This is a genomic window from Fodinibius sp. (assembly GCF_034521915.1).
Lineage (GTDB): Bacteria > Bacteroidota > Rhodothermia > Balneolales > Balneolaceae > Fodinibius.
This window is the reverse complement of record NZ_JAXHLU010000001.1, coordinates 315,510-339,967: the sequence shown is the minus strand read 5'-3', so window position 1 is coordinate 339,967 and position 24,458 is coordinate 315,510. Positions and strand designations below refer to the sequence as shown.

Annotated in this window: 21 protein-coding genes and 1 pseudogene; 7 read left to right on the top strand and 15 right to left on the bottom strand. The window is 41.8% G+C overall.

Annotated features, from left to right (window positions below):
* The first annotated feature begins 7 nt into the window (after window positions 1-7).
* Window positions 8-1,015 (top strand): acetamidase/formamidase family protein, encoded by a 1,008-nt coding sequence (locus U5J89_RS01530; protein ID WP_322573844.1) that lies wholly within the window; start codon window positions 8-10, stop codon window positions 1,013-1,015.
* A 280-nt stretch (window positions 1,016-1,295) separates the two neighbouring features.
* Here U5J89_RS01530 and hisIE read toward each other — a convergent pair whose 3' ends face one another.
* On the bottom strand, window positions 1,296-1,910 hold the full coding sequence (hisIE, locus tag U5J89_RS01525; protein WP_322573843.1) for a bifunctional phosphoribosyl-AMP cyclohydrolase/phosphoribosyl-ATP diphosphatase HisIE: 615 nt from the start codon (window positions 1,908-1,910) through the stop codon (window positions 1,296-1,298).
* An 81-nt stretch (window positions 1,911-1,991) separates the two neighbouring features.
* Window positions 1,992-2,753, bottom strand: coding sequence for an imidazole glycerol phosphate synthase subunit HisF (hisF, locus tag U5J89_RS01520; protein WP_322573842.1), 762 nt, complete (start codon window positions 2,751-2,753; stop codon window positions 1,992-1,994).
* Window positions 2,754-3,182: 429 nt separating this feature from the next.
* Between hisF and U5J89_RS01515 the strand changes: the two genes are divergently transcribed.
* Window positions 3,183-3,686: a phosphoheptose isomerase gene (locus U5J89_RS01515; protein WP_322573841.1), complete on the top strand. Its 504-nt coding sequence runs from the start codon at window positions 3,183-3,185 to the stop codon at window positions 3,684-3,686.
* A 10-nt stretch (window positions 3,687-3,696) separates the two neighbouring features.
* On the opposite strand, the gene hisA is transcribed toward U5J89_RS01515, so the two are convergent.
* The 6 genes from hisA to hisG form a co-directional block, all read right to left on the bottom strand.
* Window positions 3,697-4,413 carry a 1-(5-phosphoribosyl)-5-[(5-phosphoribosylamino)methylideneamino]imidazole-4-carboxamide isomerase gene (hisA, locus tag U5J89_RS01510; RefSeq protein WP_322573840.1) on the bottom strand — a complete coding sequence of 239 codons (717 nt, stop codon included), beginning with the start codon at window positions 4,411-4,413 and terminating at the stop codon, window positions 3,697-3,699.
* 106 nt (window positions 4,414-4,519) lie between these two features.
* Complete coding sequence (gene hisH, locus U5J89_RS01505; RefSeq protein WP_322573839.1) at window positions 4,520-5,131, bottom strand: imidazole glycerol phosphate synthase subunit HisH; 612 nt, start codon at window positions 5,129-5,131, stop codon at window positions 4,520-4,522.
* Between the two features lies 1 nt (window position 5,132).
* Entirely contained in the window at window positions 5,133-6,026 is an 894-nt protein-coding gene (gene hisB, locus U5J89_RS01500; protein WP_322573838.1) for an imidazoleglycerol-phosphate dehydratase HisB, read from the bottom strand.
* Window positions 6,023-7,081 (bottom strand): histidinol-phosphate transaminase, encoded by a 1,059-nt coding sequence (gene hisC / locus U5J89_RS01495; protein WP_322573837.1) that lies wholly within the window; start codon window positions 7,079-7,081, stop codon window positions 6,023-6,025. Before hisC ends, hisB begins: the two co-directional genes overlap by 4 nt.
* Window positions 7,082-7,099: 18 nt before the next feature.
* Entirely contained in the window at window positions 7,100-8,395 is a 1,296-nt protein-coding gene (gene hisD, locus U5J89_RS01490; protein WP_322573836.1) for a histidinol dehydrogenase, read from the bottom strand.
* A gap of 93 nt (window positions 8,396-8,488) precedes the next feature.
* Window positions 8,489-9,370 carry an ATP phosphoribosyltransferase gene (gene hisG / locus U5J89_RS01485; protein WP_322573835.1) on the bottom strand — a complete coding sequence of 294 codons (882 nt, stop codon included), beginning with the start codon at window positions 9,368-9,370 and terminating at the stop codon, window positions 8,489-8,491.
* Between the two features lie 655 nt (window positions 9,371-10,025).
* Between hisG and U5J89_RS01480 the strand changes: the two genes are divergently transcribed.
* The 4 genes from U5J89_RS01480 (at window position 10,026) to lepB (ending at window position 14,139) form a co-directional block, all read left to right on the top strand.
* Window positions 10,026-10,391: a thiamine-binding protein gene (locus U5J89_RS01480; RefSeq protein ID WP_322573834.1), complete on the top strand. Its 366-nt coding sequence runs from the start codon at window positions 10,026-10,028 to the stop codon at window positions 10,389-10,391.
* A 169-nt stretch (window positions 10,392-10,560) separates the two neighbouring features.
* Complete coding sequence (gene lepA, locus U5J89_RS01475; protein ID WP_322573833.1) at window positions 10,561-12,375, top strand: translation elongation factor 4; 1,815 nt, start codon at window positions 10,561-10,563, stop codon at window positions 12,373-12,375.
* A gap of 14 nt (window positions 12,376-12,389) precedes the next feature.
* The gene (locus U5J89_RS01470; RefSeq protein ID WP_322573832.1) at window positions 12,390-13,022 is read left to right on the top strand and encodes a hypothetical protein; all 633 of its coding nucleotides are present in this window, start codon (window positions 12,390-12,392) and stop codon (window positions 13,020-13,022) included.
* Between the two features lie 19 nt (window positions 13,023-13,041).
* On the top strand, window positions 13,042-14,139 hold the full coding sequence (gene lepB / locus U5J89_RS01465; protein WP_322573831.1) for a signal peptidase I: 1,098 nt from the start codon (window positions 13,042-13,044) through the stop codon (window positions 14,137-14,139).
* Here the strand turns inward: lepB and rlmN are convergent.
* Window positions 14,136-15,249 (bottom strand): annotated as a pseudogene (rlmN, locus tag U5J89_RS01455) (23S rRNA (adenine(2503)-C(2))-methyltransferase RlmN). The gene lepB and the pseudogene rlmN sit on opposite strands and share 4 nt — an antisense overlap.
* Window positions 15,250-15,384: 135 nt before the next feature.
* The gene (locus U5J89_RS01450; RefSeq protein ID WP_322573828.1) at window positions 15,385-15,813 is read right to left on the bottom strand and encodes an OsmC family protein; all 429 of its coding nucleotides are present in this window, start codon (window positions 15,811-15,813) and stop codon (window positions 15,385-15,387) included.
* A 248-nt stretch (window positions 15,814-16,061) separates the two neighbouring features.
* Here U5J89_RS01450 and U5J89_RS01445 point away from each other — a divergent pair, with 248 nt between their 5' ends.
* Window positions 16,062-16,982, top strand: coding sequence for a mechanosensitive ion channel family protein (locus U5J89_RS01445; RefSeq protein WP_322573827.1), 921 nt, complete (start codon window positions 16,062-16,064; stop codon window positions 16,980-16,982).
* 60 nt (window positions 16,983-17,042) lie between these two features.
* Here U5J89_RS01445 and U5J89_RS01440 read toward each other — a convergent pair whose 3' ends face one another.
* The 5 genes from U5J89_RS01440 to lgt all read right to left on the bottom strand — a co-directional run bounded on the left by U5J89_RS01440 (window position 17,043) and on the right by lgt (window position 24,432).
* A complete protein-coding gene (locus tag U5J89_RS01440; protein WP_322573826.1) occupies window positions 17,043-18,296 on the bottom strand; it encodes a hypothetical protein in 1,254 nt (417 codons plus the stop codon).
* A 312-nt stretch (window positions 18,297-18,608) separates the two neighbouring features.
* Entirely contained in the window at window positions 18,609-20,843 is a 2,235-nt protein-coding gene (locus tag U5J89_RS01435; RefSeq protein WP_322573825.1) for a S9 family peptidase, read from the bottom strand.
* A gap of 90 nt (window positions 20,844-20,933) precedes the next feature.
* Window positions 20,934-21,686 (bottom strand): ZIP family metal transporter, encoded by a 753-nt coding sequence (locus tag U5J89_RS01430; protein WP_322573824.1) that lies wholly within the window; start codon window positions 21,684-21,686, stop codon window positions 20,934-20,936.
* Between the two features lie 152 nt (window positions 21,687-21,838).
* Window positions 21,839-23,581 carry a phospho-sugar mutase gene (locus tag U5J89_RS01425; RefSeq protein WP_322573823.1) on the bottom strand — a complete coding sequence of 581 codons (1,743 nt, stop codon included), beginning with the start codon at window positions 23,579-23,581 and terminating at the stop codon, window positions 21,839-21,841.
* Between the two features lie 20 nt (window positions 23,582-23,601).
* Window positions 23,602-24,432 (bottom strand): prolipoprotein diacylglyceryl transferase, encoded by an 831-nt coding sequence (lgt, locus tag U5J89_RS01420; protein ID WP_322573822.1) that lies wholly within the window; start codon window positions 24,430-24,432, stop codon window positions 23,602-23,604.
* Between the last annotated feature and the right edge of the window lie 26 nt (window positions 24,433-24,458).

Here is a 24,458-nt window from a genome sequence, read left to right as displayed (position 1 = left end):
GGTTACAATGAAACAGCATACTTTAATATTCGGATTAATATTGTTATTGGGGATAGGATGTGAACAAAAGATGTCGGATACCGGAAATTTAGAGGTTGTTCCGGAGCCGCAGTATACGCTCTCAGCCGATCAAACGCATAGTTACTGGAGTAGTACCGTAGAACCGCTTATTCGCGTGGAGTCGGGAGCGGTGGTTGAAGTAAATACCGAAGAGGCATCCGACCAGCAGTTAACTCCGGAATCCACGGTAGAGGATATCAAAAATTTAAGCTTTGATCCCATTCACCCGCTAACCGGACCTGTTTATGTTGAGGGGGCAGAGCCGGGAGATGTGCTCAAAGTTAAACTGCACAAAATTGAATTGGGCAGTTGGGGATGGACCGGTATTATTCCCGGCTTCGGTTTTTTGGCCGATGAGTTTGATGAGCCGTATTTGAAGACGTTTGAATTTAATGAAGGGGATAATACTGCAGCTTTTAACGATAGTATTAATATTCCTATCGATCCCTTTCCGGGCGTCATGGGTGTGGCGCCAGATACAGAAGAAGAGCTTTCAACCGTACCGCCGCGGGCTAACGGCGGTAATATGGATGACCCCAATATGACAGAGGGAACTACTATTTATTTCCCTGTACAGGTAGAAGGAGCCCTGTTTTCAATAGGTGATGCTCATGCCGCACAAGGTCACGGAGAAGTTTGTGGTACGGCCATTGAAGCGCCTACGCGCATTGTTTACGAAGTGGAAGTGATCAAAGGAGGACGAAAAATTCAAGAGCCGCAATACGAAACGGATGATTATTATGCGGTAACCGGGTTCGGAAAAACCATTGATGAAGCGGCGAAGAAGGCAACGCGTTATATGATTGATTATCTCGAAGAAGAACACGGCATGGATCGCAATGATGCCTATGCGCTATGTTCGTTGGCGGGGGATCTCAAAATTGCCGAAGTGGTAGACGTGCCGCACATGCTGGTAACGATGCACATGTCAAAAGAAGTGCTGGGCGTAAAATAATATTCGAGAGATCTTTGGAAAACCATACTGTCATCGCGAACGAAGTGCGGCGATCTCCTTTTTAAAACTTTGATCGGAATATTGATTCTTAGATTCGTAATGGCAAGTTAATTTTCGGAGGTTTTGCAGAACCCTTTTTAAATACATCGAGTGACTGGAGTTGCAATCCGATGAATTTTAGAATAATGACGTCAATAGCGCAGGAATTAATTCCCGCGCTTGTTATATGGGGAAGGATTTACTAACTCTGATCCAAGTGTAGAACTTGAACTATCCGTCTTTATTTGTCATGACGTTCTTCAAGGTTCTTTACGACAGATTGTAGCGGAACGCCTTTCTCAACTAATAAAACCAGCAGGTGATAGATTAGGTCTGATACTTCGTCAACTAAGCTGTGATTCTCATTTTTAGCTTCAATAACCGTTTCTACAGCCTCTTCACCCACTTTTTGGGCAATTTTGTCAATCCCATCGGTAAAAAGGGAAGTCGTGTAGGAACCCTCTGGCATTTCCTTCTTTCGACTGATGATAAGTTCTTCCAGATCGTTTAGGAAATTTAAATTTTTTGTGGGTTTAAAATCTTTTCGATAAAAACAGGATTGTTCGCCCGTGTGGCAAGTAGGTCCGTGCGGTTTAGCTAAAATGAGCAAGGTATCATCGTCACAATCTTGCTGGATATCCACCACATCCAAATAATTGCCCGATGTTTCACCCTTGGTCCAAAGTCGCTGCTTGGTGCGACTGAAAAATGTAACGCGTTCTTCTTTAAGTGTTTTTTGCAGGGCCTCTTTATTCATATAGCCGAGCATCAATACTTGAAAATTATTGGCGTCTTGAATGATGGCCGGCATTAATCCATTAACTTTTTCAAAATCTAGAGAATCGATATTAATCATACTTTAAAGCTTATTGCGTATTGCATAGTGTAATTTTGATAAACAGAATAATACGGATTACACGATACGACCTATTAAAATTTATTTGGTAGTACGAATAGATATGTTGGCCTTCTGAAGCTCTTCTTTAAGATCAGAAATTTCAATTTCCTGAAAGTGAAAAATACTGGCGGCCAGCACAGCATCAGCATTTCCCTCTTTTATGGCATCTATACAGTGTTTTTTGGTGCCGGCACCGCCGCTGGCAATAACGGGAATGGTGGTAAATTCGTTGACTTGTTGCAGTAGTTCTATATCATAGCCTTCTTTGGTTCCATCTTGATCCATACTCGTAAGGAGGATTTCTCCGGCGCCGCGTTTTTCAACTTCTTTAATCCATTCCAAGGCATTTTTTCCGGTATTTTTTGAACCACCCGAAATGAAAACGATCCATTCATCCTCAATACGTTTGGCATCGACGGCGGCTACAATACATTGCGAGCCGAACTGTTCGGCTGCTCTGTTAATGAGGTCAGGATCACGAACGATAGCACTATTCAAAGACACCTTATCAGCACCTGCATGTAGTAGTTCTGCGATCTGTTCAGTATTGCTGATTCCTCCCCCCACAGTAAAGGGGATATCGATCTCGAGCGCGATTTTTTTTACGAGATCAACCAGGGTTTTTCGTTTCTCTTTCGTAGCCGTGATATCCAAAAATACGAGCTCATCTGCTCCTTCATCGGAATAGCGCTTGGCCAACTCAACGGGATCTCCGGCATCGCGCAGTCCTTCAAAATTTACGCCTTTAACGGTTCGACCGCCTTTAATATCGAGACAGGGAATAATACGTTTTGCGAGCATAGAACAGATTCGTGGAGATCAATAATTGATTAGTAGCTTAATATAGAAAATCTTAGGGAAACAGGTTAAAATAGTGAACACTAAAAATGTTTACCCAAACGTGTAATTTTTGGTAATGAATAATTAATTAGACCGAATTTAAATTTCCCTTCTGAGGATCGTGTTATTGAATATTTTTGTATGGTTGAATGAAGGTTAACTCAAAAGACCGAGTACTATGGCAAAACCAACAGAGTGTCCTCAATGTGGAGCAACGGCAGTTGATCCGTGTCAAAAAGAACCAAAGATTGATTGCGAACGCGAAAACTAATTGATTTTAACTTACAAATAATTCGAGCCGCGGTTTTGCCGCGGCTTTTTTTATGTGAGGTACTGGATTATTTGTACCTTTTGCCTCTCAATAAAAGGAAATCACAAAAATAATTTCTGATGAGTAGCAAACGAACCAAGAAAGAGATATTTGATAAGACCAAGGAGTATATAGAGAAAAAAGGCTTTACTATCGTTGATCAAGATTATGAACGACCGTGGGGCGGGTTTTTTGTAATTGATGAGGATCAGGCTCCCCAATTTGGCAAAACATTTTTTGGAGATCAGGATATTGAAGATTTGAGAATATCGGGAAAACTGAGTCCTAAAATTTTAGTTGTTCAACCCCAAAAAAGACTCTCATGGCAATATCATCACCGGCGCGCTGAAATATGGCGGGTGCTTGAAGGTCCTGTCGGAGTGATGACCAGCGATACCGATGAACAAGGATCTGTAGATACGTTGCAAGCTGGTGAATACGTAAAATTAAAACAGGGCGAACGTCATCGTTTAGTTGGACTTGATGATTGGGGAATTTTGGCCGAAATATGGCAGCACACCGATCCGGATAATCCATCTGATGAAGATGATATTGTAAGAGTGCAAGATGACTTCGGGCGTTAAGCAGTGATTACTATGAATGATATGATTGCATTTCGTCGAGAGAGAGTTTACCCTCGTAGTATGCGCGTCCAACGACTACCCCATATTGGTTTTGCTTGGATAATGCTTTAAGATCATTTACATCTGAAACGCCGCCGGATGCGATGAAATTTAGTGATGGAAATTGCTTTGATAGCTGCTGATATAATTCCAGGTTGGGTCCTTCAAGGGTGCCGTCTTTAGAAATATCGGTACATAAAACGGTTGAAAGGCCTCGGTCTATCATTGGCTGTAGAAAGTCTTCCAGCGACTTATCGAGTGTTTCCAGCCACCCACCATAAGCGACTTTGCCGTCTTTCAGATCCATACCAAGTATTGCTTTACTACCGTAATCCTCAAGTACTTTTAGCCATTGCTCGGGACTTTTAACAGCCATTGAGCTGCAGATGATATTTGATACTTGCTGCTCCAGCAGCATCTTGGCATCTCCATAACTGCGAATGCCGCCCCCCGTTTGTACGGAGATACCGAGCTCGCTAATGATTTCTTTAATGTACTTTATATTAACAAATCTACCTTCTTTTGCTCCATTGAGATCTACAATATGGATATGATCAAATCCGGCTTCTTTAAATTTTTTGGCTTCAGCAAGGGGATTATCATTATAAACAGTTTTTTCATTGTAATCTCCTTTGCGAAGTCGGACGACCTGCCCATCTAATAAATCAATAGCGGGAATAACTTTCATTAAGTAAGAATTTGTTAGAATTTAATTGTGAAAGTAAAAAAATGAGACAGTTAACAGATTCTCGAGAAGAAACAGAAGGAAGATAAGTAAAGACTGAATAACTCTTCTACTTTTGCATATTCATTTTGTTGTGAACATGCTTTAGAAAGTTTTGCAGGATCAGCGATCCTACTTTTCCTGATTTTTCGGGATGAAATTGTACTCCCCAAAAATTGTCTTTGCACACAACAGAAGTAAAAGGCTGAATGTACTCGCAGGTTGCTACGGTGTAAGTATTGAGAGGAGCAAAAAAACTGTGTACGTAATAAAAATATTGATCATCGGTTAATGAATTCACAAGTGGATGGTCAGAAATATCCTGAAAAGTATTCCATCCCATGTGAGGTACTTTTGCTTTGGAAGAATCGAACTTTTCAAGTCGGCCGGGAATAATACCTAATCCCTCAGATTCACCCTCTTCGGATGATTCATAAAACAGTTGCATTCCAAGGCAAATCCCCAATACGGGTTTCTTGGTATTTTTGAGCCATTTGTCCAGCCCATTCTTTTGCAGGGATTTCATGGCCGGTTGCGCGTGGCCAACACCGGGAAAAATGATGCCGTCAGCCTCATTGAGCTCTTCTTTTTTATCAGTAATGATATGTGGTTCATTGAGCCGCTTAAAAGCATTTGAAACGGAGGCAAGATTGCCGGCTTCGTAATTGATAATAGCGATCATCTTATAATACGTTCTTAGTACTGGGTAATAGATTTAAATTTCGTTCATTACGGCTGACAGCAGCACGCAAACAGCGGGCAAATCCTTTGAAACAAGCTTCTATTTTGTGATGGTCGTTGTCGCCGTTAACTGAAATATGCAAGGTAGCTTGTAGATTTATAGCAAGTGAGTAAAAGAAATGTTCAACCATTTCAGTGGGAACATCGCCAACCATTTCCCTTTTAAAACTACCCTCAAACTCTAAATAGGGTCTGCCAGAAAAATCTAAGGCTACGGTCGCAAGGGTTTCGTCCATAGGCAACGCAAATCCGTATCGCTGAATTCCAATTTTCTTGCCAAGGGCATTATTAATTGTTTTTCCAAGTGTTATGGCAACATCTTCAATGGTATGATGTTCATCCACCTCAAGATCCCCGTCGCAAGAAATATCCAGATCTATTAACCCGTGTTTGGCAATCTGCTCCAGCATGTGGTCAAAGAAATCAAGTCCCGTAGAAATATTGCTTTGCCCGGTACCGTCAAGATTAACGGTTACATTGATATCAGTTTCTGCCGTTGTCCGTTCTTGAGAAGCTTTGCGGGTAGGAAAGCAAATTTTATTGCTCAGTGCGATCCAATCCGGAGCCGATTCAATTTCGGATCCATTATTATCCAATGCTTCAAGTTTATTTTTTTCAGCAATAATCTGTAGGTCAATGGCATCCGGCAAGGTTTTTACGGATGTTATTTTTTCATTCTCCAGAAGCTTTTGCTGTTGTTTGGACAAATCATCAGTGAGGAAAAAAAGTTGATGATCAAATTCTTGTAGTCGTTTGAGACCGTAGAGAGCACCGCTCCATAGTAAATTGTTACTGGAACCGGACAATGCCTCAGTAGAAATTCTTATTTTCATCATCCTAAACTTTTTAAAGCTGAAATTAATTGTTCATTCTCATCCGGGGTTCCTACCGTGATGCGTAAACAGTTGTCGCAGAGAGGTTCGTTGCCACGATATCTGATGATAATATGCTGCTGGGTAAGTTGTTTGTAGATATTCTTGGCATTGGTAAATTTAGCAAGTAAAAAGTTAGCTTCACTTTTGAAAACCTTCTGCACTATTTTCAGTTGTTCCAACTTGTCTTTAAGCTCCTTTCGTTCCTTTTTTATGGCATCTGCCCGAAATTGCACGGTTTTCCAGTTTTGTAATCCCTCGATGGCCTTCTTTGCCGTCAATTTGTTAATGTTGTACGGTGCCTTCACCTTCATCATGTAATCAATAATCTCTTCTTGCGCATAAGTAATTCCCAACCGGATACCGGCCAATCCAAATGATTTGGACAGCGTTTGAAGTACCACAAGATTGGGATATTCAACTACCTTGGAGGCCCAGCTATCCTGATTGCTAAAGTCGATATAGGCCTCGTCGATTATAACTATACCTTCAAATTCTTCAACTAATTTCTGAATATCAGAGGTTGCAAAAGTGTTTCCGGTGGGATTGTTCGGAGAACACAGGAAAAGCATTTTGGTGGTCGATTTTACGGCATCCAAAATTTTATCTACCCGTAGCTGAAAACCTTCCTCATCCAACAGCACTTCGTCAACTGCGATGTCGTGAATATTGGCTGATACATTATACATACCGTAGGTAGGAGGAGTGGTCAATACCCGATCTTCTCCCGGCCGGCAGAAAATTCGGTACAGCAGATCGATTCCTTCATCGCTTCCGACGCCGGTAAATATATTTTGAGGACGAACGCCCCGCCATTCGGCAATAAGTTTTCTCAGTTCTGTTTGTTTGGGATCGGGGTAGCGATGCAATTGTTGATTATCGGAAAATGGAGCACCCAGACTATTTTCATTAGCATCAAGTAACAGTCCTTCACCAAAATCCTCACGGGCACTGTGATAGGGAACCAACTTTTTAATGTTGGGGCGAACAAGTTTTTCAAGATCAAAAGATCGATTCATAATGTGCTAAATAAATCCTTAAGTATTTTTATTTATGTCTTTTAATCGGATAGATACAGCATTTTTGTGGGCTTCTAACTCCTCCAATTCCGCCAGCTTTTCAATAGTAGGTCCCACATTTTGTAATCCCACGGACGTAATTTGTTGCATAGTGATCTGCTTTAAAAAAGAATCCACAGAAACGCCGCTGAACATCCGTGCATATCCGTAAGTCGGGAGCGTATGATTGGTTCCTGATGCATAATCTCCGGCACTTTCGGGCGTCCATGGTCCCAGAAATACCGATCCCGCATTCATGATTTGATCTTCGTATTGTTCCGGATTTTTGCACTGTACAATCAGGTGTTCCGGAGCGTACTGATTGGAAAATGCAAAACCTTTATCAAGGGTATCTACCGTTAGGATAAAACTTTTATTTATAGCTTTTTGAGTAACTTTTTGGCGGGGAAGCTCTGTAAGTTGTTCGTCAATTTCACGGCGACATTGATTTAAATCAAAATCAGGGGTTGCAACTAATACGACCTGACTGTCTTCGCCGTGTTCTGCTTGTGATAGCAGATCTGCTGCTACATACGCAGGATTTGCTGTCTCATCAGCAATGACGAGAACTTCTGACGGACCGGCCGGCATATCAATGGCAATTTGAGCTTCACTGTTTTGCAGCATCATTTTAGCAGCTGTTACATATTGATTTCCGGGACCCAGAATTTTATCCACTTTGGGAACAGATTCGGTGCCTAAAGCCATTCCGGCTACCGCTTGTGCACCACCCGCTTTTAAGAGATGTGTTGCCCCTATTTTTTGGGCGATATACAGTATTTCATCTGCAACAGAACCATCGCTTTTAGGAGGTGTTGCAACTACAATAGTAGAGCAGCCGGCCAGCATGGCAGGAATGCCAAGCATCATCAGGGTAGAGGGGAGGATGGCCGTTCCGCCGGGGACATATAAACCCACACGCTCAATCGGACGAGCAACTCGCTTGCATTGCACGCCGGGCATTGTTTCTACTTCCAGTGGTTTGGGAAGCTGTGCTTTGTGAAAACGGTAAATATTTTCAAAAGCGGTGTCGATTGCTTCTTTGATATCTTCGTTAATAGTAACCTCCTGTTCCGCAGGATTGATTACGAGCGGATCGGGGGCTACACCATCAAACTTTTGCGTAAAGTGATTGATGCCCGTATCGCCTTCTTGTTTTACCTTTTGGATAATGGGTTCAACCTGTCCGAATATGGACCGGAAATCCATTTTTGGTCGCTGACAGAGTGTTTTAAGTTCATCCTTTGATAAACTGTTATAAGAATACTTTTTCATAGTGTTGCTGTCCTCTTGTTATTTGTGAGCGAGAAGCAAGAAGATTCTGAACATTAGTTTTACTTCTATGCTTCAAAGAGGGTCAATATAAGATTACAGTATCATGCTTTCGATAGGTAAAATCACAATTCCACTTGCGCCCTCAGCTTTTAGTTTTTCCATCACGATCCAGAATTCGTCAATAGGGATGACTGTATGAACGGCAACCATGCCGTTATCGGCAAGCGGCATTACTGTTGGACTTTTAAGGGAAGGAATGATTTCCTTGATTTTTGGGACTGCTTCTTCCGGGGCATTCATCATGATATAACGACTGCGCTCGGCTTGCTGGTGGCCATCCATCCGCTGCAGGAACTTTTCAATGAGCTGCTGCTTGCCGGGCGATAGTTCTTTGTTGGTTCGGATAAGTTGTGTTTCGGATTCTAATATCGTCTGCAGTTCTTCGAGTCCATTGGCTTTGAGTGTGTTTCCGGTAGAAACAAGATCGCAAATGGCATCGGCTACCTCAAGACGGGGAGCAATTTCTACGGCCCCCGAAATGGTTACGATTTCGGCATTGATATCTTGTTCTTCGAAAAAATTCCGTGTTAAATTTGGATAGCTTGTAGCTACCGATTTGTCTTCAAAGTCTGCAACAGATTGAATATCACCATCTTTGCGAGCAGCCAGTGAAAGACGGCAAACTCCGTAATCAAGTCCGCGGAGAATGGTAACATTGGCGCCCTTTTCCTGTGTTTCATTAGCGCCTACAAAACCGAGGTCACAGACGCCATCCTGTACATATTCGGGGATATCATCATCTCGGATCAATAGTAGCTCAACATCAAAGTTGCGGCATTTTACGAGTAGGTTTCGTTTGTAATCATCAAAACGAAGGCCGATACCTTTGAGCAGTTCAATGGTTTTGTCGGTAAGCCGACCTGATTTTTGAATGGCTATACGTAAAGAAGTAGTAGAGTCAGCGGTGCGTTGCATAACAAATAGTTATTGAAATTTAATTGGGAAAACTGTTAAAAAAGTAAGGGGAAACGATGTAGCTTCAGCTACACAAAGTAATGCTAGTGACGGGGCCAACCGCCGTGATGGAGGTGAGAATGGACGGATATGTGTAGGCTTTGTTTTTGCATCAGGCCAAAGATAAGATTTTTACGGAATTCTTCCACAATCATTTTTAAAAACGTAATTTTAAAAAGAAGCTCTTTCGATATTGAATTTCGTAAACTGGATGAGTGGGAAAATCATTCCGCAAAGAAAAAAGGCCCTTGCCGTGCGGCAAGAGCCTTCGACTATTCATGTTACCTTGAGGGGTAAATGAATGATATCAGTTTGAATTTTCTATTAGCTGCATATTATTTGATGCTGCATCAGCAGTTTTGGTGACCGTATTTTGAATGAACATGAATATTGAAAAATCCAACTGTTAATTTCTGAATATAAAATTATGCAGATATGGCAACTACAAATACAATTAGCATCAACGTAAAAAGCGTAAGTTGAATGATGGGATTCTGAACAATTCGTTTATGCATGGATCTATCTTTCTGATGATATCTAATTAGCTCCATTTAAAGAGCAAAAAAATTTCAATGTTCCGGGATTTCTGATATTTCTTGAGGAACTAAATAACAGGATGAAATTTTATGATGAATTGATTGAAGTATTATTGGTAAAAGGCTATTCTTACATCCCATTAATTAAAACAGTTAACAGACATTATATTATGATTACAACTGCCCAATTTACCTACATCCCACTGAAAGCTTCTGATCCGCGAGAAAGTATTGATTTTTTGCTTGAGCTGGTGGCCCAGCATGAGGTTGAGGTAGATGTAAATTATATGTCAACAAGTGTGCGCGGTGAAACGGAGGTTGTGTTTGAACTTATTCGCGAGATGTATAACACAATGACGATAGAAAAGGAAGAGTTTCGGTTTCATGTTGAGCTGTTAAGTCCTGAGCCAGAAGAAGAGGATCCGCTCGATATCCCGGAAGCGTAATTCCTAGGATTATTTAAAAATTTATATGCCCGACGCTTAACCGGTGTTGGGTTTTTTTATAAAATATTTTTTATAACCCTGAGACGAATATTTTGTGCAATGCCATCGTCATTTTTGTATCTTTAGCGTTCTTTTGAGCAAGCAAAAATAGTGCTGCAGGCACATCTATATGACTCAGATTCGCAACTTTAGTATTATTGCCCACATCGATCACGGCAAATCCACGCTCGCAGATCGACTTTTGGAGCGTACCGGTGCTATCACCGAGCGCGAGATGCATGAGCAAATTCTCGACGACATGGATTTGGAGCGTGAGCGCGGCATTACGATTAAGAGTCACGCCATCAGGATGGACTATGAACGTCCGAACGGTGAGAATGTGACTTTTAACCTGATTGATACGCCCGGTCACGTTGACTTTGCCTACGAGGTTTCTCGGGCGCTGAAAGCTTGCGAAGGAGTGCTATTGGTTGTGGATGCAGCCCAGGGCATAGAGGCGCAAACAATTTCTACGTTGTATCAAGCTATAGATCAGGACCTCGAAATTATTCCGGTGCTTAATAAGATTGATTTGCCAAGTGCCGATGTGGAAGGAGTGGGACAACAGATTGTAGATCTTATTGGTTGCACTCATGATGAAATTTTGCATGTTTCTGCCAAAACCGGGGAAGGTGTTGATGAGCTTCTCGAAGCCATTGTGGAGCGTATTCCTGCCCCGGAGCAAGAAACTGAGAAGCCATTGCGGGCTCTCATTTTTGATTCTGTATTCAACAGCTATCGCGGTTCTATTGTGTATGTGCGCGTGATGCAGGGAACCCTTAATAAAGGTGATGGCATCCGTTTTATGGCAACAGAAAAGGAATACGAAGCCGAAGAAATTGGTTTTTTAAAACTCGAAAAGGAAAAGACCGACAAGCTTGAGGCTGGCGATGTGGGATATATTGTCGGAAGCGTAAAGTCGCTGCAGGATGCTCGTGTGGGTGATACCGTAACACGAACTGATAATCCCGCAGAAAAACCGATTCCCGGATATCAGGAGCCGAAGCCGATGGTATTTAGCGGACTTTTCCCTACGCAGTCGGATGATTTTGAGGATTTGCGATCGGCGCTCGAAAAACTGCAGCTTAATGATGCATCGCTGACCTATCAGCCGGAAACATCGGAAGCACTGGGTTTTGGATTTCGGGCCGGATTTCTGGGAATGCTCCACATGGAGATTGTTCAGGAGCGACTCGATCGCGAGTTTGATATTGATATTATTACGACGGTGCCCAATGTGGAATATGAGGTGCATATTACGGAACGTGGGGAGCATAAAAAGGTACTTGTTGATAACCCGAGTGATATGCCGGATCCCGCCAATGTGGAGGCGGTTTATGAACCCTATATCCAGGCCAGTATTTTAACACCTTCGGATTATATTGGTCCGGTGATGACCTTATGCCAAGAGAAGCGCGGTAAATATGTAAACCAGATCCATATGCAGAGTCAGCGTGTGGAAATCAAGTACGAGCTGCCCATGGCCGAAGTGGTCTTTGACTTTTATGATCGCCTTAAAAGTGGAACCCGGGGATACGCCTCCCTTGATTACGAGTTCTTGGAATATCGAAAGGGTGATCTGGTGCGATTGGATATTTTATTAAATAAAGAACCGGTTGATGCGTTATCAAGCATAACACACAGAGATAAAGCATATGATCTGGGACGCAAGTTATGTAAGAAGCTAAAAGAGCTTATTGATCGACATCAGTTTGAGGTACCCATTCAGGCGGCTATCGGCAATAATGTTATTGCCCGTGAGACTATTCCGGCCATCCGAAAAGATGTGACGGCAAAATGTTATGGTGGTGACGTTTCGCGAAAACGCAAACTTCTTGAGAAACAGAAAGAAGGGAAAAAGCGTATGAAGCAGGTAGGAACGGTTGAAATACCTCAGGAAGCATTTTTAGCGGTCCTTTCTATGGACGATGACAATAATAATTAATGGTAATTTAGGTAATGAACAGAACATTTTTTAATTCAGTTAAAGAAGCTTCAAGCTTACCTTTTTCGAAGGCAGCTTTTATTGGAATCATAATTCTATTATTAAGTCTGATCTCACTGCCGGCTTTTGCTCAGTTTGAGGCCGCAGAATTTGATAAGATAACCAAAGAAGAGCGCGCTCAATTTGAGCGTGAAATCCGGGACATAAGCTTAACCGGACAGGGGTTATATGAAGACACTAAGCTCGATGATCGGCAAACCAATGAAATCAGGGCCCGGTTACAAGCTTTGTTTGGGGATCCTACGCAAACGCTTGAGGATCTCATTTATAAAGAGAACTTTAGACCCGGTAAAGCCATACAATTTGAATATTGGTTCATGGTAAATGACAGCATCCCGTTAATGGTATTAGACTGGAACGGACCGTTTGGGAGTGGCTTAACGTATGGCGGAGCAAGCAAATACGTAGATTTGATGCCTCAAATAAAAAGGGAATTTGTACAAAAGCTGTTGTCAGTTGAAGAGTTCGGTGAGTTCAAAGATTACTTTTATTCACCTGAGAAAGAGCAGTGGTATATTGTTAAATATGAGGATGGGAAGTTTCGAAATGAAGAAATTGACTCACCTGAAGGAATGAGTATAGATTAATTTATATTTAGGAGTTACATTGGCAGATCAATTATCGAAAGAGGAGCGCCAGGAACGACGCTCTCGAAGGAAACGGCGAAAAGGAAAAGAGAACGAAGAAGCAAAAAGTTGGCTCAGGGAATGGATGGATGCCCTGCTTTTTGCAGCAGTGGCAGCGATAATAATTCGTGCTCTTTTATTTGAGGCCTATCGTATTCCCACACCTTCAATGGAGAAAACTCTGTTGACGGGAGATTTTCTAATTGTTTCTAAAATTAGCTACGGAGCCCGAACACCGATGGTGTTAGGCGTGCCGTTTACGAATATTTATTTGCCCGGCGCGGTACTTCCGTGGACGCGTTTGCCAAGCTTAAGTGAAGTTGAACGCAATGATATTGTCGTATTTAATTATCCTATAGACTTGGATCCGATTGCGGCAAAAACAAGCTATATTAAACGTGCTGTTGGCGTGCCCGGGGATACGGTTGCTGTTGATGATGCGGAGCTTTTTATTAATGGAGACCAGGCAAAATCGTTTGAGGGAATCCAGCAAACCTATGTTGTTACGGTTCGCGATCGGGTTCGATTGAGTCCGGCTAAGGTTGAGGCAGCTGGAGGACGACTTATCGGGTCACAAAACCAGGGATCATACCGGGTGACGATGACGCAGGACGTAGCTGAAAAAATGAGCGGTTGGCCTGAAGTTAATAATGTAGAATTGTTTGTTTTACCGGAGGATTTCAATGAATTTAACCGACGGGATTTTAGTTTTTCATCCGGATTTAACAATCATCATCACATTCCGCCGGTAGTTGTGCCTTTTGAAGGACAAACGGTTACGTTAACGTCTGATAATTATCATATCTACGAAAATATTATTACTCGTTATGAGGGGAATAATGTAGAGCGGAATGGAGATCAGTTTATCATAAACGGTAAGCCGACAAATGAATATACGATTCAACAGGATTACTACTTTATGATGGGAGATAATCGTGATAACAGTGAAGATAGTCGTTTTTGGGGATTTGTACCTCAGACTCACATTGTAGGTAAAGCGGGCATTATTTACTTCTCCTGGGATGGTGAGCGCATGTTGCCTCGCTTTGGTCGACTCTTAAACTTTATCCACGACTAATTTTTGCGGATGGTTTTACCCATAGGCTGACCTTCTTTGATGGCAAGCTGTCCGCATCCCGCATCAATATCGTCACCTCGACTTCGTCGAACGGTAGCCGTAACATCGCGCGAAACAAGTTCCTGCATAAAAGCATCCAGGCGTTGTTCACGGGCTCGTTTTAATGCAACTCCGGCTACATCGTTGTACATGATAATATTCACCTTACTAGGCGCCCACTTGCACAATATCAGCGAGCTGCTGTGCATCTTCGGGACTGTCGTTAAATTCATCAAATAGCAGGTATTCGTAGGTAATAGGCCGGTGAAGCTTGTCGTAATAATATTGGACCGCTTCTTTCAATTTATCGAGTCCCATCGAGTTATTGATAGGCATAATCTCGTCGCGTTTCTCATCATTGGCCGCATGCAGTGATATTGCCAGATTAAACGGCTGACGCTCGTCGGCCAGCTTCTTAATCTGCTTGGTGAGTCCAACTGTTGAAACCGTAATACGTTTGGGCGAAAGACCGATGCTAAGCTCATCAGTAATTATATTTGCTGAATTAACGACCGCTTCGTAATTATGGAGCGGTTCGCCCATTCCCATATACACAATATTGGTGATTCCTTTGCCGAACCGTTCTTCGCAGAGCTCGTTAATATATTGTACCTGATCGACGATTTCGCCGTGCGTCAGGCTGCGAAAAAATCCCATCTTTCCTGTCGCACAAAAAGAACATCCAAACACGCATCCCACCTGTGATGAAACACAAACCGTGAGCCTGTTGGCAGCTCCATCATCATAAAAATCTGGAATAAGCACAGCCTCAACTTTATGCTCTTCTTCGCCCTGCAGTTTGAAAAGGAACTTCATGGTTCCGTCTTCAGATTCCTGATGGGTCACATATTCAATAGTTGGGACCTTGGCTATTTCTTTGAGACGAGAACGCAGATCTTTAGAGAGGTTGGTCATCTCATCAAAACTGTGCACGCCTTTTTGGTATAGCCATTGAAAAATCTGGTCACTGCGAAAGGATTGAAGTCCCAAATCCGCAGTAAACTCCTGCAGCTCTTCTTTGGTTAGGCTTTTCAGGTTTGTTTTTTCGTCGATATCAGTTTTTGTAGTCATATCTACAAAGATACAAATCCTAAAGCACGTTTGTTAAACAAAGAACAATGATTTTTTAATGTAATACCGTTGCAAATAAAAAGGGGGATGCCTCAAAAGACATCCCCGAAGATAAATTATCAACAGTTAAGAAATTTAGTTTTCGAGCATGGCATTCAGTTTAATATTAACTCCTGCCAATGCTTTTGAAACCGGACAATTTTTTTTAGCTCCTTCGGCTAACTCCAGAAACTCATCTTCATCAATATCTGGAATATTGCCCGTGACGTTTAAGGTGATGGTAGTTATTGCAGGATTACCGTCCACCATTTCGAGAGCAACATCAGCGTTGGTTGTTACGGCTTCGGGTGCATATCCGGCTTTTGCTAATTCACCAGAAAGCGCCATGGAATAACAGCCGGCATGAGCGGCCCCAATGAGTTCTTCGGGATTAGTGCCCGTGCCATCCTCAAAACGGGATTTGAATGAATAGGAACCTTTATAGGCTCCGCTTCCAAATGACATGTTTCCTTTCCCGTTTTTGAGATCTCCATTCCAGCTTGCTTTTGCTTTACGTGTAGGCATAGATAAATAATGTTTGGTTAAACTTTTGTTATGAGATACAAGAACAGCTTATTCCTTTATGACATTCCTATTGGATATTAAAAATGGTATGTAATAGTTACGATCGATAATTGATTAGGGAACTATGCAGGGATTATATCCTCATATTATGAAATCATTATTTAAATGAATGATCTTTTTTTGTATTTAAATTTTAGAGATTTAAATCTGGTCTAAAGAAATTAATGACAACCAAAAATTTATAACAAATGAATCAAGAAATGGAAGACGAATTTGTGGATGTGTACAGTACACTCACAGAAAAATTGATAAATTGGTTGGAAACGACTATCGCAATGTTACCTAATTTAGTGGTAGCATTGCTTATACTGATTGCGTTTTTCATACTTGGCCGCCTTGTCCGCAAGGGCGTAAAACATATGCTGGAAAAGACAACCAGCAATAAAACAATTATCAATTTACTGGAAACCATTGCGGGCGTTTTAATAATTGGTATTGGATTCTTTATTGCTTTAAGCGTTCTCAAACTTGATGGGGCAGTAACCTCACTCCTTGCCGGTGCCGGTATCATTGGTTTGGCATTAGGTTTTGCATTTCAGGATATCGCCTCGAATTTTATTTCAGGAGTTATTTTGTCCATCCGCCACCCGTTTGGTATTGGTGATATTATAGAAACCAATGGGTTTTATGGCGAGGTAGAGAATATGAATCTTAGAAATACCATAATCCGTACGCCAAAAGGACAGGTCGTATATATTCCCAACAAGAGCGTATTCGAAAATCCGCTTGAAAATTTTACAAGCACTGGATTGCGGCGTATTGATTTGTCTTGCGGTGTTTCCTACGGTGATGATCTGGAAAAAGCCAAGGAGGTAGCTATTGAGGCTGTTAAGGGATTGGATAACTATAACGCCGAGAAGGGAGTTGAGCTTTATTATGAGGAATTCGGCGGTAGCTCAATTAATTTTAATATCCATTTCTGGGTAAATTTTCGTAAGAATCCTGATTTCTTGTCAGCGCGAAGCGATGCCATTATTGCCATTACCCAAGCTTTTGATGAGAATGACATTATGATTCCGTTTCCTATTCGTACGCTTGATTTTGGTATTCGAGGCGGTGAAAAGTTAAATACAATGTTGGGAGAGGGATATCAATCTCGTGAATCGTAATAGAAACCAAAAAAATTAGAACAGAGGTCGGGTTATGAACCCGGCCTTTGCTATTTGCTATCAGAAACGAGGGTTCACTACATTATTATATATCGATCCAAATGAGTACTCAATGCCTATCGATCCGCGGTAAGAGTATGAGGTTGTTTGTTCACGTAGGTTAAGGAGTTGTTCGGCATCACTGATATTTCCTTTCGGGATAGATAACTGATCATTGATGAGGGAATATCGTCCATCGATACTTAGTGAAAGTCCCCGGAAGATTCTAAAGTCAAATTCGAGATTCATATCGACTCGATTTTTGCTGAAATCATGCAAGAAAGTGGAAGCATTGACTCGGCCTTCAATCTCACCCCAGGGTTGGGTGAATTCCATTTGAGCACGCAATTGTTGGCGGATCAGGAATTCTGATTTCTGATTATAAATTGTGATCTCTTCATAATCAAAATACCCGGGGCTTATCTTATAGAGGAAGCTGATTTCGCGTGTAGAATATTCTTCATACGGAAAAATATTGTATTCTATTGCAGGACTACCTGAAATGCTTAAGTCAATATTTTCACGGGAAGAGGAGAGCCCTTCAGCAGATATACCTGCAGACCAGTGATCATTTAAACTTTTGACGTATAAACCATCAAAGCGCTGGCTTCGGGTAATGAAACTATTTGTGCTTTCATTACCTAATGAGTCTAATTCTGTAAAAGTTCGACGATTGAAATTATAATCGTAGCCAAAGTTTATTTTTGATTCGGGGGTTACCCTGTCGGCGGAGGCACCAAGGGAAATGAATAAATTGCTTCGTGATTCTTCGCCGTTAAAGAAACTTCTTCCATCCAGTTCAAAAACCCAGTAATTCCACTTATCCTCTTCGGCCGTAGATTGAACATCACCTTCTCTATTATAATCAACAGTTATATTTTCTATGGCCTTGGTTTTTGAAATAAAGGGTAAGAGTCCAATTTTGATAGTCCTGACAAGTCCTTTCCGCTCTTCATTCTGAGTGTCAGAACTTGGAGAAATATATTTTAGTGTATCTTGTTGGCTCTTAAAACGGTCTCTGCCTAAAAATCTGAGGGTATATTCGGTTCCGTCACTACCGGTTCTTTGTCGGGTAATAAGGAGGTGGATTTCAGAATCCTCTTTGTCTCGTACATAATTTACAAAAGGAATTTCTTGTCTGATAAATGATTCGTTACAGCGATTACAATCCAGGAAAACGCGGATGGTCTCATTTTCTGAATCAGATTGTTGGCTAAATACAGATAGTGGAATTATGATGAGAGATATACAAAAAAGGAGGGGATATGGCTTCATGAACTACTAGATCACTTGAACTTATTTAATATGAGCTAAGTGATTAAAATAAAGATTATCGAATAAAAAGATCGAATGAAACCTGCAAAAATATATTAAACCTGCCATGATGTTAGGAGCAAAAATAAACTATTACCGACATTTATGTGAAGGTAAAATTACGCTTTATTTTTTTTAGTACATTTTAAGTTAAGTAGGTAAATGTATGTGAAAACGGAGGTCAATTTACTTTCTCAAGGACTTCTCCCATCATTTGAAAGTAATAGTACAAGATTAGATGATTATTGGTTGTGATAGAAATAAATTCAAATTCTATTTGAAATGGCGATTTAGATAGTCCACATACGAAGTGTAGAGCAGGTAGTAACTTGCGGTATTGAAGGCAACTCCGTGTGCACCGGGAGGAAAAATCTGCAAATCCACCTCTTGGCCATTTCCCGTGAGCTCGGTTAAAAGCTGCATGGTGTTTTGGACGTGCACATTTTCATCCATTGTAGAGTGTGAGAGCAAAAGGTTCGCTTTTAAGTTTTGGGCATGTGTTATGGATGAACTTTCCTCATAACCATCCTTATTATTTTCGATCAGTCCCATATAACGCTCGGTATAAATACTGTCGTAAAATCGCCAGTCGGTAACGGGTGCTGTAGCGATACCAACATCAAAAACATCGGGATAATTAAACAGAGTATAGGTCGTCATATAGCCACCGTAACTGTGTCCTCGCATGGCCATTCTGCTGCTGTCTACCCAACTTTTATTACCCATAAATTGGGCTGTTTCTACAAAATCCTTGGCTTCCCATTTGCCCAGCTGCTTGTAAACAATTTTTTCAAATTCAGACCCGTAGCCTCCGCTTCCACGGTTGTTTACATTTACTACCAGATAGCCTTCCTGCGCCAGGTATTGATTCCAACCGCCGGATTCCCAGCTGTTATATACGCCTTGTGCACTGGGACCTCCATAAATATTGAGTACCAGGGGATATTCCTTGTCAGGATCAAAATCAATGGGCTTAATCATATACCCATCCAATTTCTGTCCGTCGGAAGTCGTAAAGGAAAACAGTTCTCGCGGAGCATAAACATGTTTTTCTGTAAACGTTTCTACTGAAGCATTATCCTCAAGCACTTCTAACTTTCCATTCATTGTACTCCAGAGCTCAACCTGTGTTGGAGTTGAAGTATTGGAATAGCGATCAATATAATACCTACTGTTCGAGCCCATACTGATATTATGCGTTCCCTCTGTCTGGGTATGCTTGGTTTTATTTCGACCGGTAAAGTTGATGGAGTACAGATGCCGTTCAAGCGGTGATTCTTCGGTGGAGGTGTAATAGATCCTGTTGTTGCGATAATCCACAGTGTGTACGTAGGTGACTTCCCATTTTCCTTTGGTAACCTGATTTTTGACAGAGCCGTCATATCCATAGCGATAGATATGACTCCAGCCATTGCGGTCGGAAATCCAGAAAAACTCTTTGCTGTCTTTGGGAAAGAAAAACAGGTGATCGATACCGGCAAAAAAGTCAAATACATCGATCCAGGCATCAGACTGCTCCTCCATTATCAGCTGTCGTTCACCATTGTTGATATTATTAAAGAACAGCTTGAGATGATTCTGAGCTCTATTCAGATGTACGGTTGCCAGTTTATTTTCATTGGCTGTCCAGTAAATTCTGGGAATGTAGCCGTCGCTCGGGGTATCCATCCACTGTTGCTGGCCGGATTCTACATTTATAACCCCGATTTTCACTTTTGGGTTTTCATCGCCCACCTTAGGATAGGGAATCTTTTTATATTCAGGATGCTGTCCTGAATAATCGGTCATTTGAAAAATATTGACATGGCGTTCATCGGTTTGCCAGTACGCAATTTTTTCGCTGTCGGGTGACCATACCCACGCCTGGGCCAGCCCGAACTCTTCTTCATATACCCAGCCAAAGCGTCCGTTATAAAAATATTCCTTGGCGCTATTGGTAAGCTGCTTTTCTTTCTGGGCTTCAAGATCATACACGAAGAGATCTCCGTCCCGTTCATAGCCAATCTTACTTCCGTCTGGAGAAAGTTCTGCCGTTCGTGCATCTTCTACTAGTAGGCTGAGAGATCCGTCTTCCACAGAATAAAGGTAGTAGTCAGAAATACCCGAGCGGCGGTATACCGGCCGAAAGTTCGATTGAAATACCAGGTATTTTGAATCATCAGACCATTGAAATGAAGAGTATTCAAAAGTAGAATCGGATTTTGGAAAAGTATGGTTGGCACTATTGAAGATAAGTTCATCTTCTTTCGCAGCGGGATCATACGCCCGTATCTCCATATTTTCCGTTTCCTCGTTGTATTTCATGTACGAGTATCGGTTGCCGTCGTCAATCCAGTTGACATTTCTTGGGCCGTTGGAGCCACTAAGCTGACTGCTTTTAGAGAGGGCTTCTTTGACGCTGGAATAGCGCTGTTTCTCCTGAGCTAATGTTGGTTGTTGAAATAAAAATGCTCCCACAAAAATGCTGAGAGCCAGCGTTTTGAAAAATAAAGAGAATGGGTATTTCATTTTTTTTAATATCTATTTAGAGAAAAGGTCTTTGTAAGAGTTGAAGAAATTAATAATTAAAAGCCGGTACAAATTAAAATTTATAATCTGTTATTCAATCAGAACTTGGAATATAATCATTAGGGCAATAGATATAGTTATAGTTGTCGCGACGGTGGAGGTATCACTTTCCTCCAAAGCGTCGGGGATGAGTTCGGCAAAGACCATCCATATCATGGCCCCGGCGGCAAAGCCAAGTCCCATAGGTAGGTAAGTTTCAAATATTTCGACAAACAAAAAGGCGGGTACGGCCATCAACGGCTGGGGAAGGCTTGAAAAGATACTCCACCAAGCAGCTTTCAACGGGGATGTTCCTCGCGGAATCAGCACCAGGCTTATAGCTAATCCCTCGGGAATATTGTGCACGGCAATGGCGGTGGTAATAAACAATCCCAGATCTATTCCACCGCTGAAGGAAACCCCAACACTGACGCCTTCAGTAAATGAGTGGACGGTCATAATTCCGACGATAAGCAGCATTTTGGTGGCATCAGCCTGATTGATATGCTTAATAGAGAATTTATCGTCATATCTATTGATTAACCTTTTGCTGCCAATAATAAATATGAGACCGATAACGATGCCCCAAAAAGTAAACCAGAGGTCGTGATTTATGCCTTCATAGATAAGGCCAAAGCTTGCCGCAATCATAAGTCCGGAAGCAATGGCATTAGAAATGCCAAGCCAGTTCCGTGTTAAACTCTTAAAGAAGAAAAAGGGGAGTGCTCCCAAACCCGTAGCCACAGCGGTAATTAGGGCATAAATAAAGACATCAAATGCGGGTTGTTGTAATAAATCACTCATAGTCTTTTTTAATCGATGCTCAGGAATATACAGAGTGATTCTTGTTAATCCACTATCCGTAAAAATTTAGAATTGAATTAAATAGGGAAGATGTAAAATGAGTGATGAGTAATACTCAAGATGTGACTCATCACTCATTAAAAATCAAGAAATTAGTTTTCTTTGGTTAGCTCTTGAATAATGGTATCCATTTTGTGTTCCAGTTCGCTGGTTTTTTTATCAAAACCGGTACGGTTGATAAGTTTGGTATTAACGCTACAGTAAAATTTTATCTTAGGCTCAGTACCGGATGGTCGAACCGTCACCATTGTACCATCTTCGGTAATAAATTGCAGAACATTTGAAACCGGCAGGTCAATATTTTCGGTTTCGCCGGTTTTTACATTCTTAGATACCTGTGATTTATAATCTTTGATAACAACGACATCAGATCCGGCCAATGTTTTGGGTGGATTTTCCCTGTAATTCTTCAGCATCTTTTGGATCTCCTCAGCGCCCTCGCGTCCGCGTTTGTAAACCGAAACCAACTTCTCGCGATAGTACCCATGTTGAAGGTAGATATCCAACAGGGCATCAAAAAGGCTGGTCCCCTGATCTTTATAATATGCAGCCATTTCGGCAATAATGAGTGCGGAAATAATAGCATCTTTATCGCGTACATGATCGCCAATTAGATAGCCATAGCTTTCCTCACCGCCTGCAACAAATTGTTTTTCATCTTCCAGCTTGGTCATCAGCTCACCGATGTATTTGAAGCCGGTTAACGTGTTGTAGCACTCTACACCATAGTTTTCGGCAATAGTATCAATTAGATAAGATGTAACAATTGTTTTAACGATATATTCATCGCCATCGAGTTTATCGGCTTCCTGCCAGGCGTTAAGGACATAGTTGATGATCAGTGCTCCGGTTTGATTTCCGTTAAGCAGAACCCACTCATCGTGATGATCCTTGATAGCAATGCCCACACGGTCTCCATCTGGATCGGTAGCCATGACCAATTCAGCATCAATTTCTTTGGCCTTGTTTAAGGCCATTGATAAGGCTTCCTCCTCCTCGGGATTGGGGTATTCAACCGTAGGGAAATCTCCGTCGTAAGTCATCTGTTCTTCCACGAGCGTTACGTTTTTAAAGCCGCATCGCGTTAAGGCAGGGGGTACCATTACGCCGGAAGTACCGTGAATAGGCGAAAAAACGATACTTAAATCGCTTTGTCGACTTATTGCTTCCCGTGACAAAGAGATATCCATTAAGGCGTCCAGATACTTTTCATCAATGTCCTTGCCAATGGTTTCTATATTTTCGGATACACCCTCAAATTTGACCTCATTGATGTCCTCGATCTTTTGGACTTCCTCCATTACTGCTTTGTCCTGAGGAGCAACCAGTTGGCAGCCATGCTCGTCATAGGCCTTGTATCCGTTGTACTCTTTGGGATTGTGTGAAGCCGTAAGCATTATCCCGCCGTGACAGTCCAGTTCGCGGATTGCAAATGAAAGTTCCGGGGTGGGGCGTAACCCTTCAAACAAGTAAACATAAATACCATTGGCAGAAAATACATCAGCTACTACCTGGGCCAGTTCCTCAGAATTATTTCGGCAGTCGTGAGCAATTACAACCTTAATTTGTTCATCGGGATAATTCTGCTTCAAAAAGTTACTGAACCCCTGGGTGGCCATCCCAAAGGTATATTTGTTTACGCGATTAGAGCCCACGCCCATAATTCCGCGCAACCCGCCCGTTCCAAACTCCAGATCCTTGTAAAAGGCATCCGTCAGCTCTTGGTATTCTTCATTATCCACCTTTTTGCGGATGGCAGCTTTGGTTTCTTCATCATAATTGCCATTTAGCCAGCTGTCAATATTCTGTTTTATTTGTGGATCTAATGATTTCATGATAAATGAAAGTTAATAGATTAATTTTTTTGTGATTCAGCGACCGGAGTTTGGCTCCATTCTACTTTTTTGATCATCAGCCATATTCCGATGACTATAAGCGGGATGCTGAGCCATTGCCCCATATTAAATACCCAGTCGGCGGCAAAAGCGGCCTGTTCCATTTTGGTAAATTCGAGGAAAAAGCGTCCGGTAAATAATGTAGTTAAAAATAGAGCAAAGAGTGATCCCTCTGGGGGACTTTTACGGTAGGAGTGATATACTTTCCACAAAATCCCGAATACTACAATACAAAGCAGTGCCTCATAAAGCTGGGTTGGATGACGAGGAATCATGTCAACTCTGGTGAAAATGACACCCCAAGCCATTTCTGTGGGTTCCCCAACAATCTCAGAGTTCATAAAATTACCGGTTCGGATAAATGCTCCTGCAATGGCAACGACGACGACTACACGATCAGCCAGCCATAGAAAACTCATATCCCTGAATTTTTTGGCAAACAGGTACATGGCGATGATAATACCGATGGCCGCACCGTGACTGGCCAGCCCGCCGTGCCAGATTTTTAAAATTTCGGAAGGATACCGCAGATAAAAGCCGGGATCGTAGAACAGTACATGTCCCAGACGAGCACCAACTACAGTAGCAATTAACATATATGTTAAGAGTTGATCGACTTCTTCCGGATCGCGTTTTGCATGGATAAACATTTTTCTTGTCAGCCAAAAACCAACCAAGAATGAACAAGCGAAAAGAATTCCATACCAGCGCGGTTCGAGTGGTCCCAGACTAAAGGCTATAGGATCGGCAGACCAAGTAAAATAATCGTTCGCTAAAAGTAATAAGTTCATGTAAAAGTATATCGTTTAATAACTTT

Excerpts from the sequence above, each read along its gene's own strand:
- U5J89_RS01530 (WP_322573844.1), top strand. The coding sequence starts at position 8 with ATGAAACAGCATACTTTAATATTCGGATTAATATTGTTATTGGGGATA.
- hisIE (WP_322573843.1), bottom strand. The coding sequence starts at position 1,910 with ATGATTAATATCGATTCTCTAGATTTTGAAAAAGTTAATGGATTAATG.
- hisF (WP_322573842.1), bottom strand. The coding sequence starts at position 2,753 with ATGCTCGCAAAACGTATTATTCCCTGTCTCGATATTAAAGGCGGTCGA.
- U5J89_RS01515 (WP_322573841.1), top strand. The coding sequence starts at position 3,183 with ATGAGTAGCAAACGAACCAAGAAAGAGATATTTGATAAGACCAAGGAG.
- hisA (WP_322573840.1), bottom strand. The coding sequence starts at position 4,413 with ATGAAAGTTATTCCCGCTATTGATTTATTAGATGGGCAGGTCGTCCGA.
- hisH (WP_322573839.1), bottom strand. The coding sequence starts at position 5,131 with ATGATCGCTATTATCAATTACGAAGCCGGCAATCTTGCCTCCGTTTCA.
- hisB (WP_322573838.1), bottom strand. The coding sequence starts at position 6,026 with ATGATGAAAATAAGAATTTCTACTGAGGCATTGTCCGGTTCCAGTAAC.
- hisC (WP_322573837.1), bottom strand. The coding sequence starts at position 7,081 with ATGAATCGATCTTTTGATCTTGAAAAACTTGTTCGCCCCAACATTAAA.
- hisD (WP_322573836.1), bottom strand. The coding sequence starts at position 8,395 with ATGAAAAAGTATTCTTATAACAGTTTATCAAAGGATGAACTTAAAACA.
- hisG (WP_322573835.1), bottom strand. The coding sequence starts at position 9,370 with ATGCAACGCACCGCTGACTCTACTACTTCTTTACGTATAGCCATTCAA.
- U5J89_RS01480 (WP_322573834.1), top strand. The coding sequence starts at position 10,026 with ATGAAATTTTATGATGAATTGATTGAAGTATTATTGGTAAAAGGCTAT.
- lepA (WP_322573833.1), top strand. The coding sequence starts at position 10,561 with ATGACTCAGATTCGCAACTTTAGTATTATTGCCCACATCGATCACGGC.
- U5J89_RS01470 (WP_322573832.1), top strand. The coding sequence starts at position 12,390 with ATGAACAGAACATTTTTTAATTCAGTTAAAGAAGCTTCAAGCTTACCT.
- U5J89_RS01450 (WP_322573828.1), bottom strand. The coding sequence starts at position 15,813 with ATGCCTACACGTAAAGCAAAAGCAAGCTGGAATGGAGATCTCAAAAAC.
- U5J89_RS01445 (WP_322573827.1), top strand. The coding sequence starts at position 16,062 with ATGAATCAAGAAATGGAAGACGAATTTGTGGATGTGTACAGTACACTC.
- U5J89_RS01440 (WP_322573826.1), bottom strand. The coding sequence starts at position 18,296 with ATGAAGCCATATCCCCTCCTTTTTTGTATATCTCTCATCATAATTCCA.
- U5J89_RS01435 (WP_322573825.1), bottom strand. The coding sequence starts at position 20,843 with ATGAAATACCCATTCTCTTTATTTTTCAAAACGCTGGCTCTCAGCATT.
- U5J89_RS01430 (WP_322573824.1), bottom strand. The coding sequence starts at position 21,686 with ATGAGTGATTTATTACAACAACCCGCATTTGATGTCTTTATTTATGCC.
- U5J89_RS01425 (WP_322573823.1), bottom strand. The coding sequence starts at position 23,581 with ATGAAATCATTAGATCCACAAATAAAACAGAATATTGACAGCTGGCTA.
- lgt (WP_322573822.1), bottom strand. The coding sequence starts at position 24,432 with ATGAACTTATTACTTTTAGCGAACGATTATTTTACTTGGTCTGCCGAT.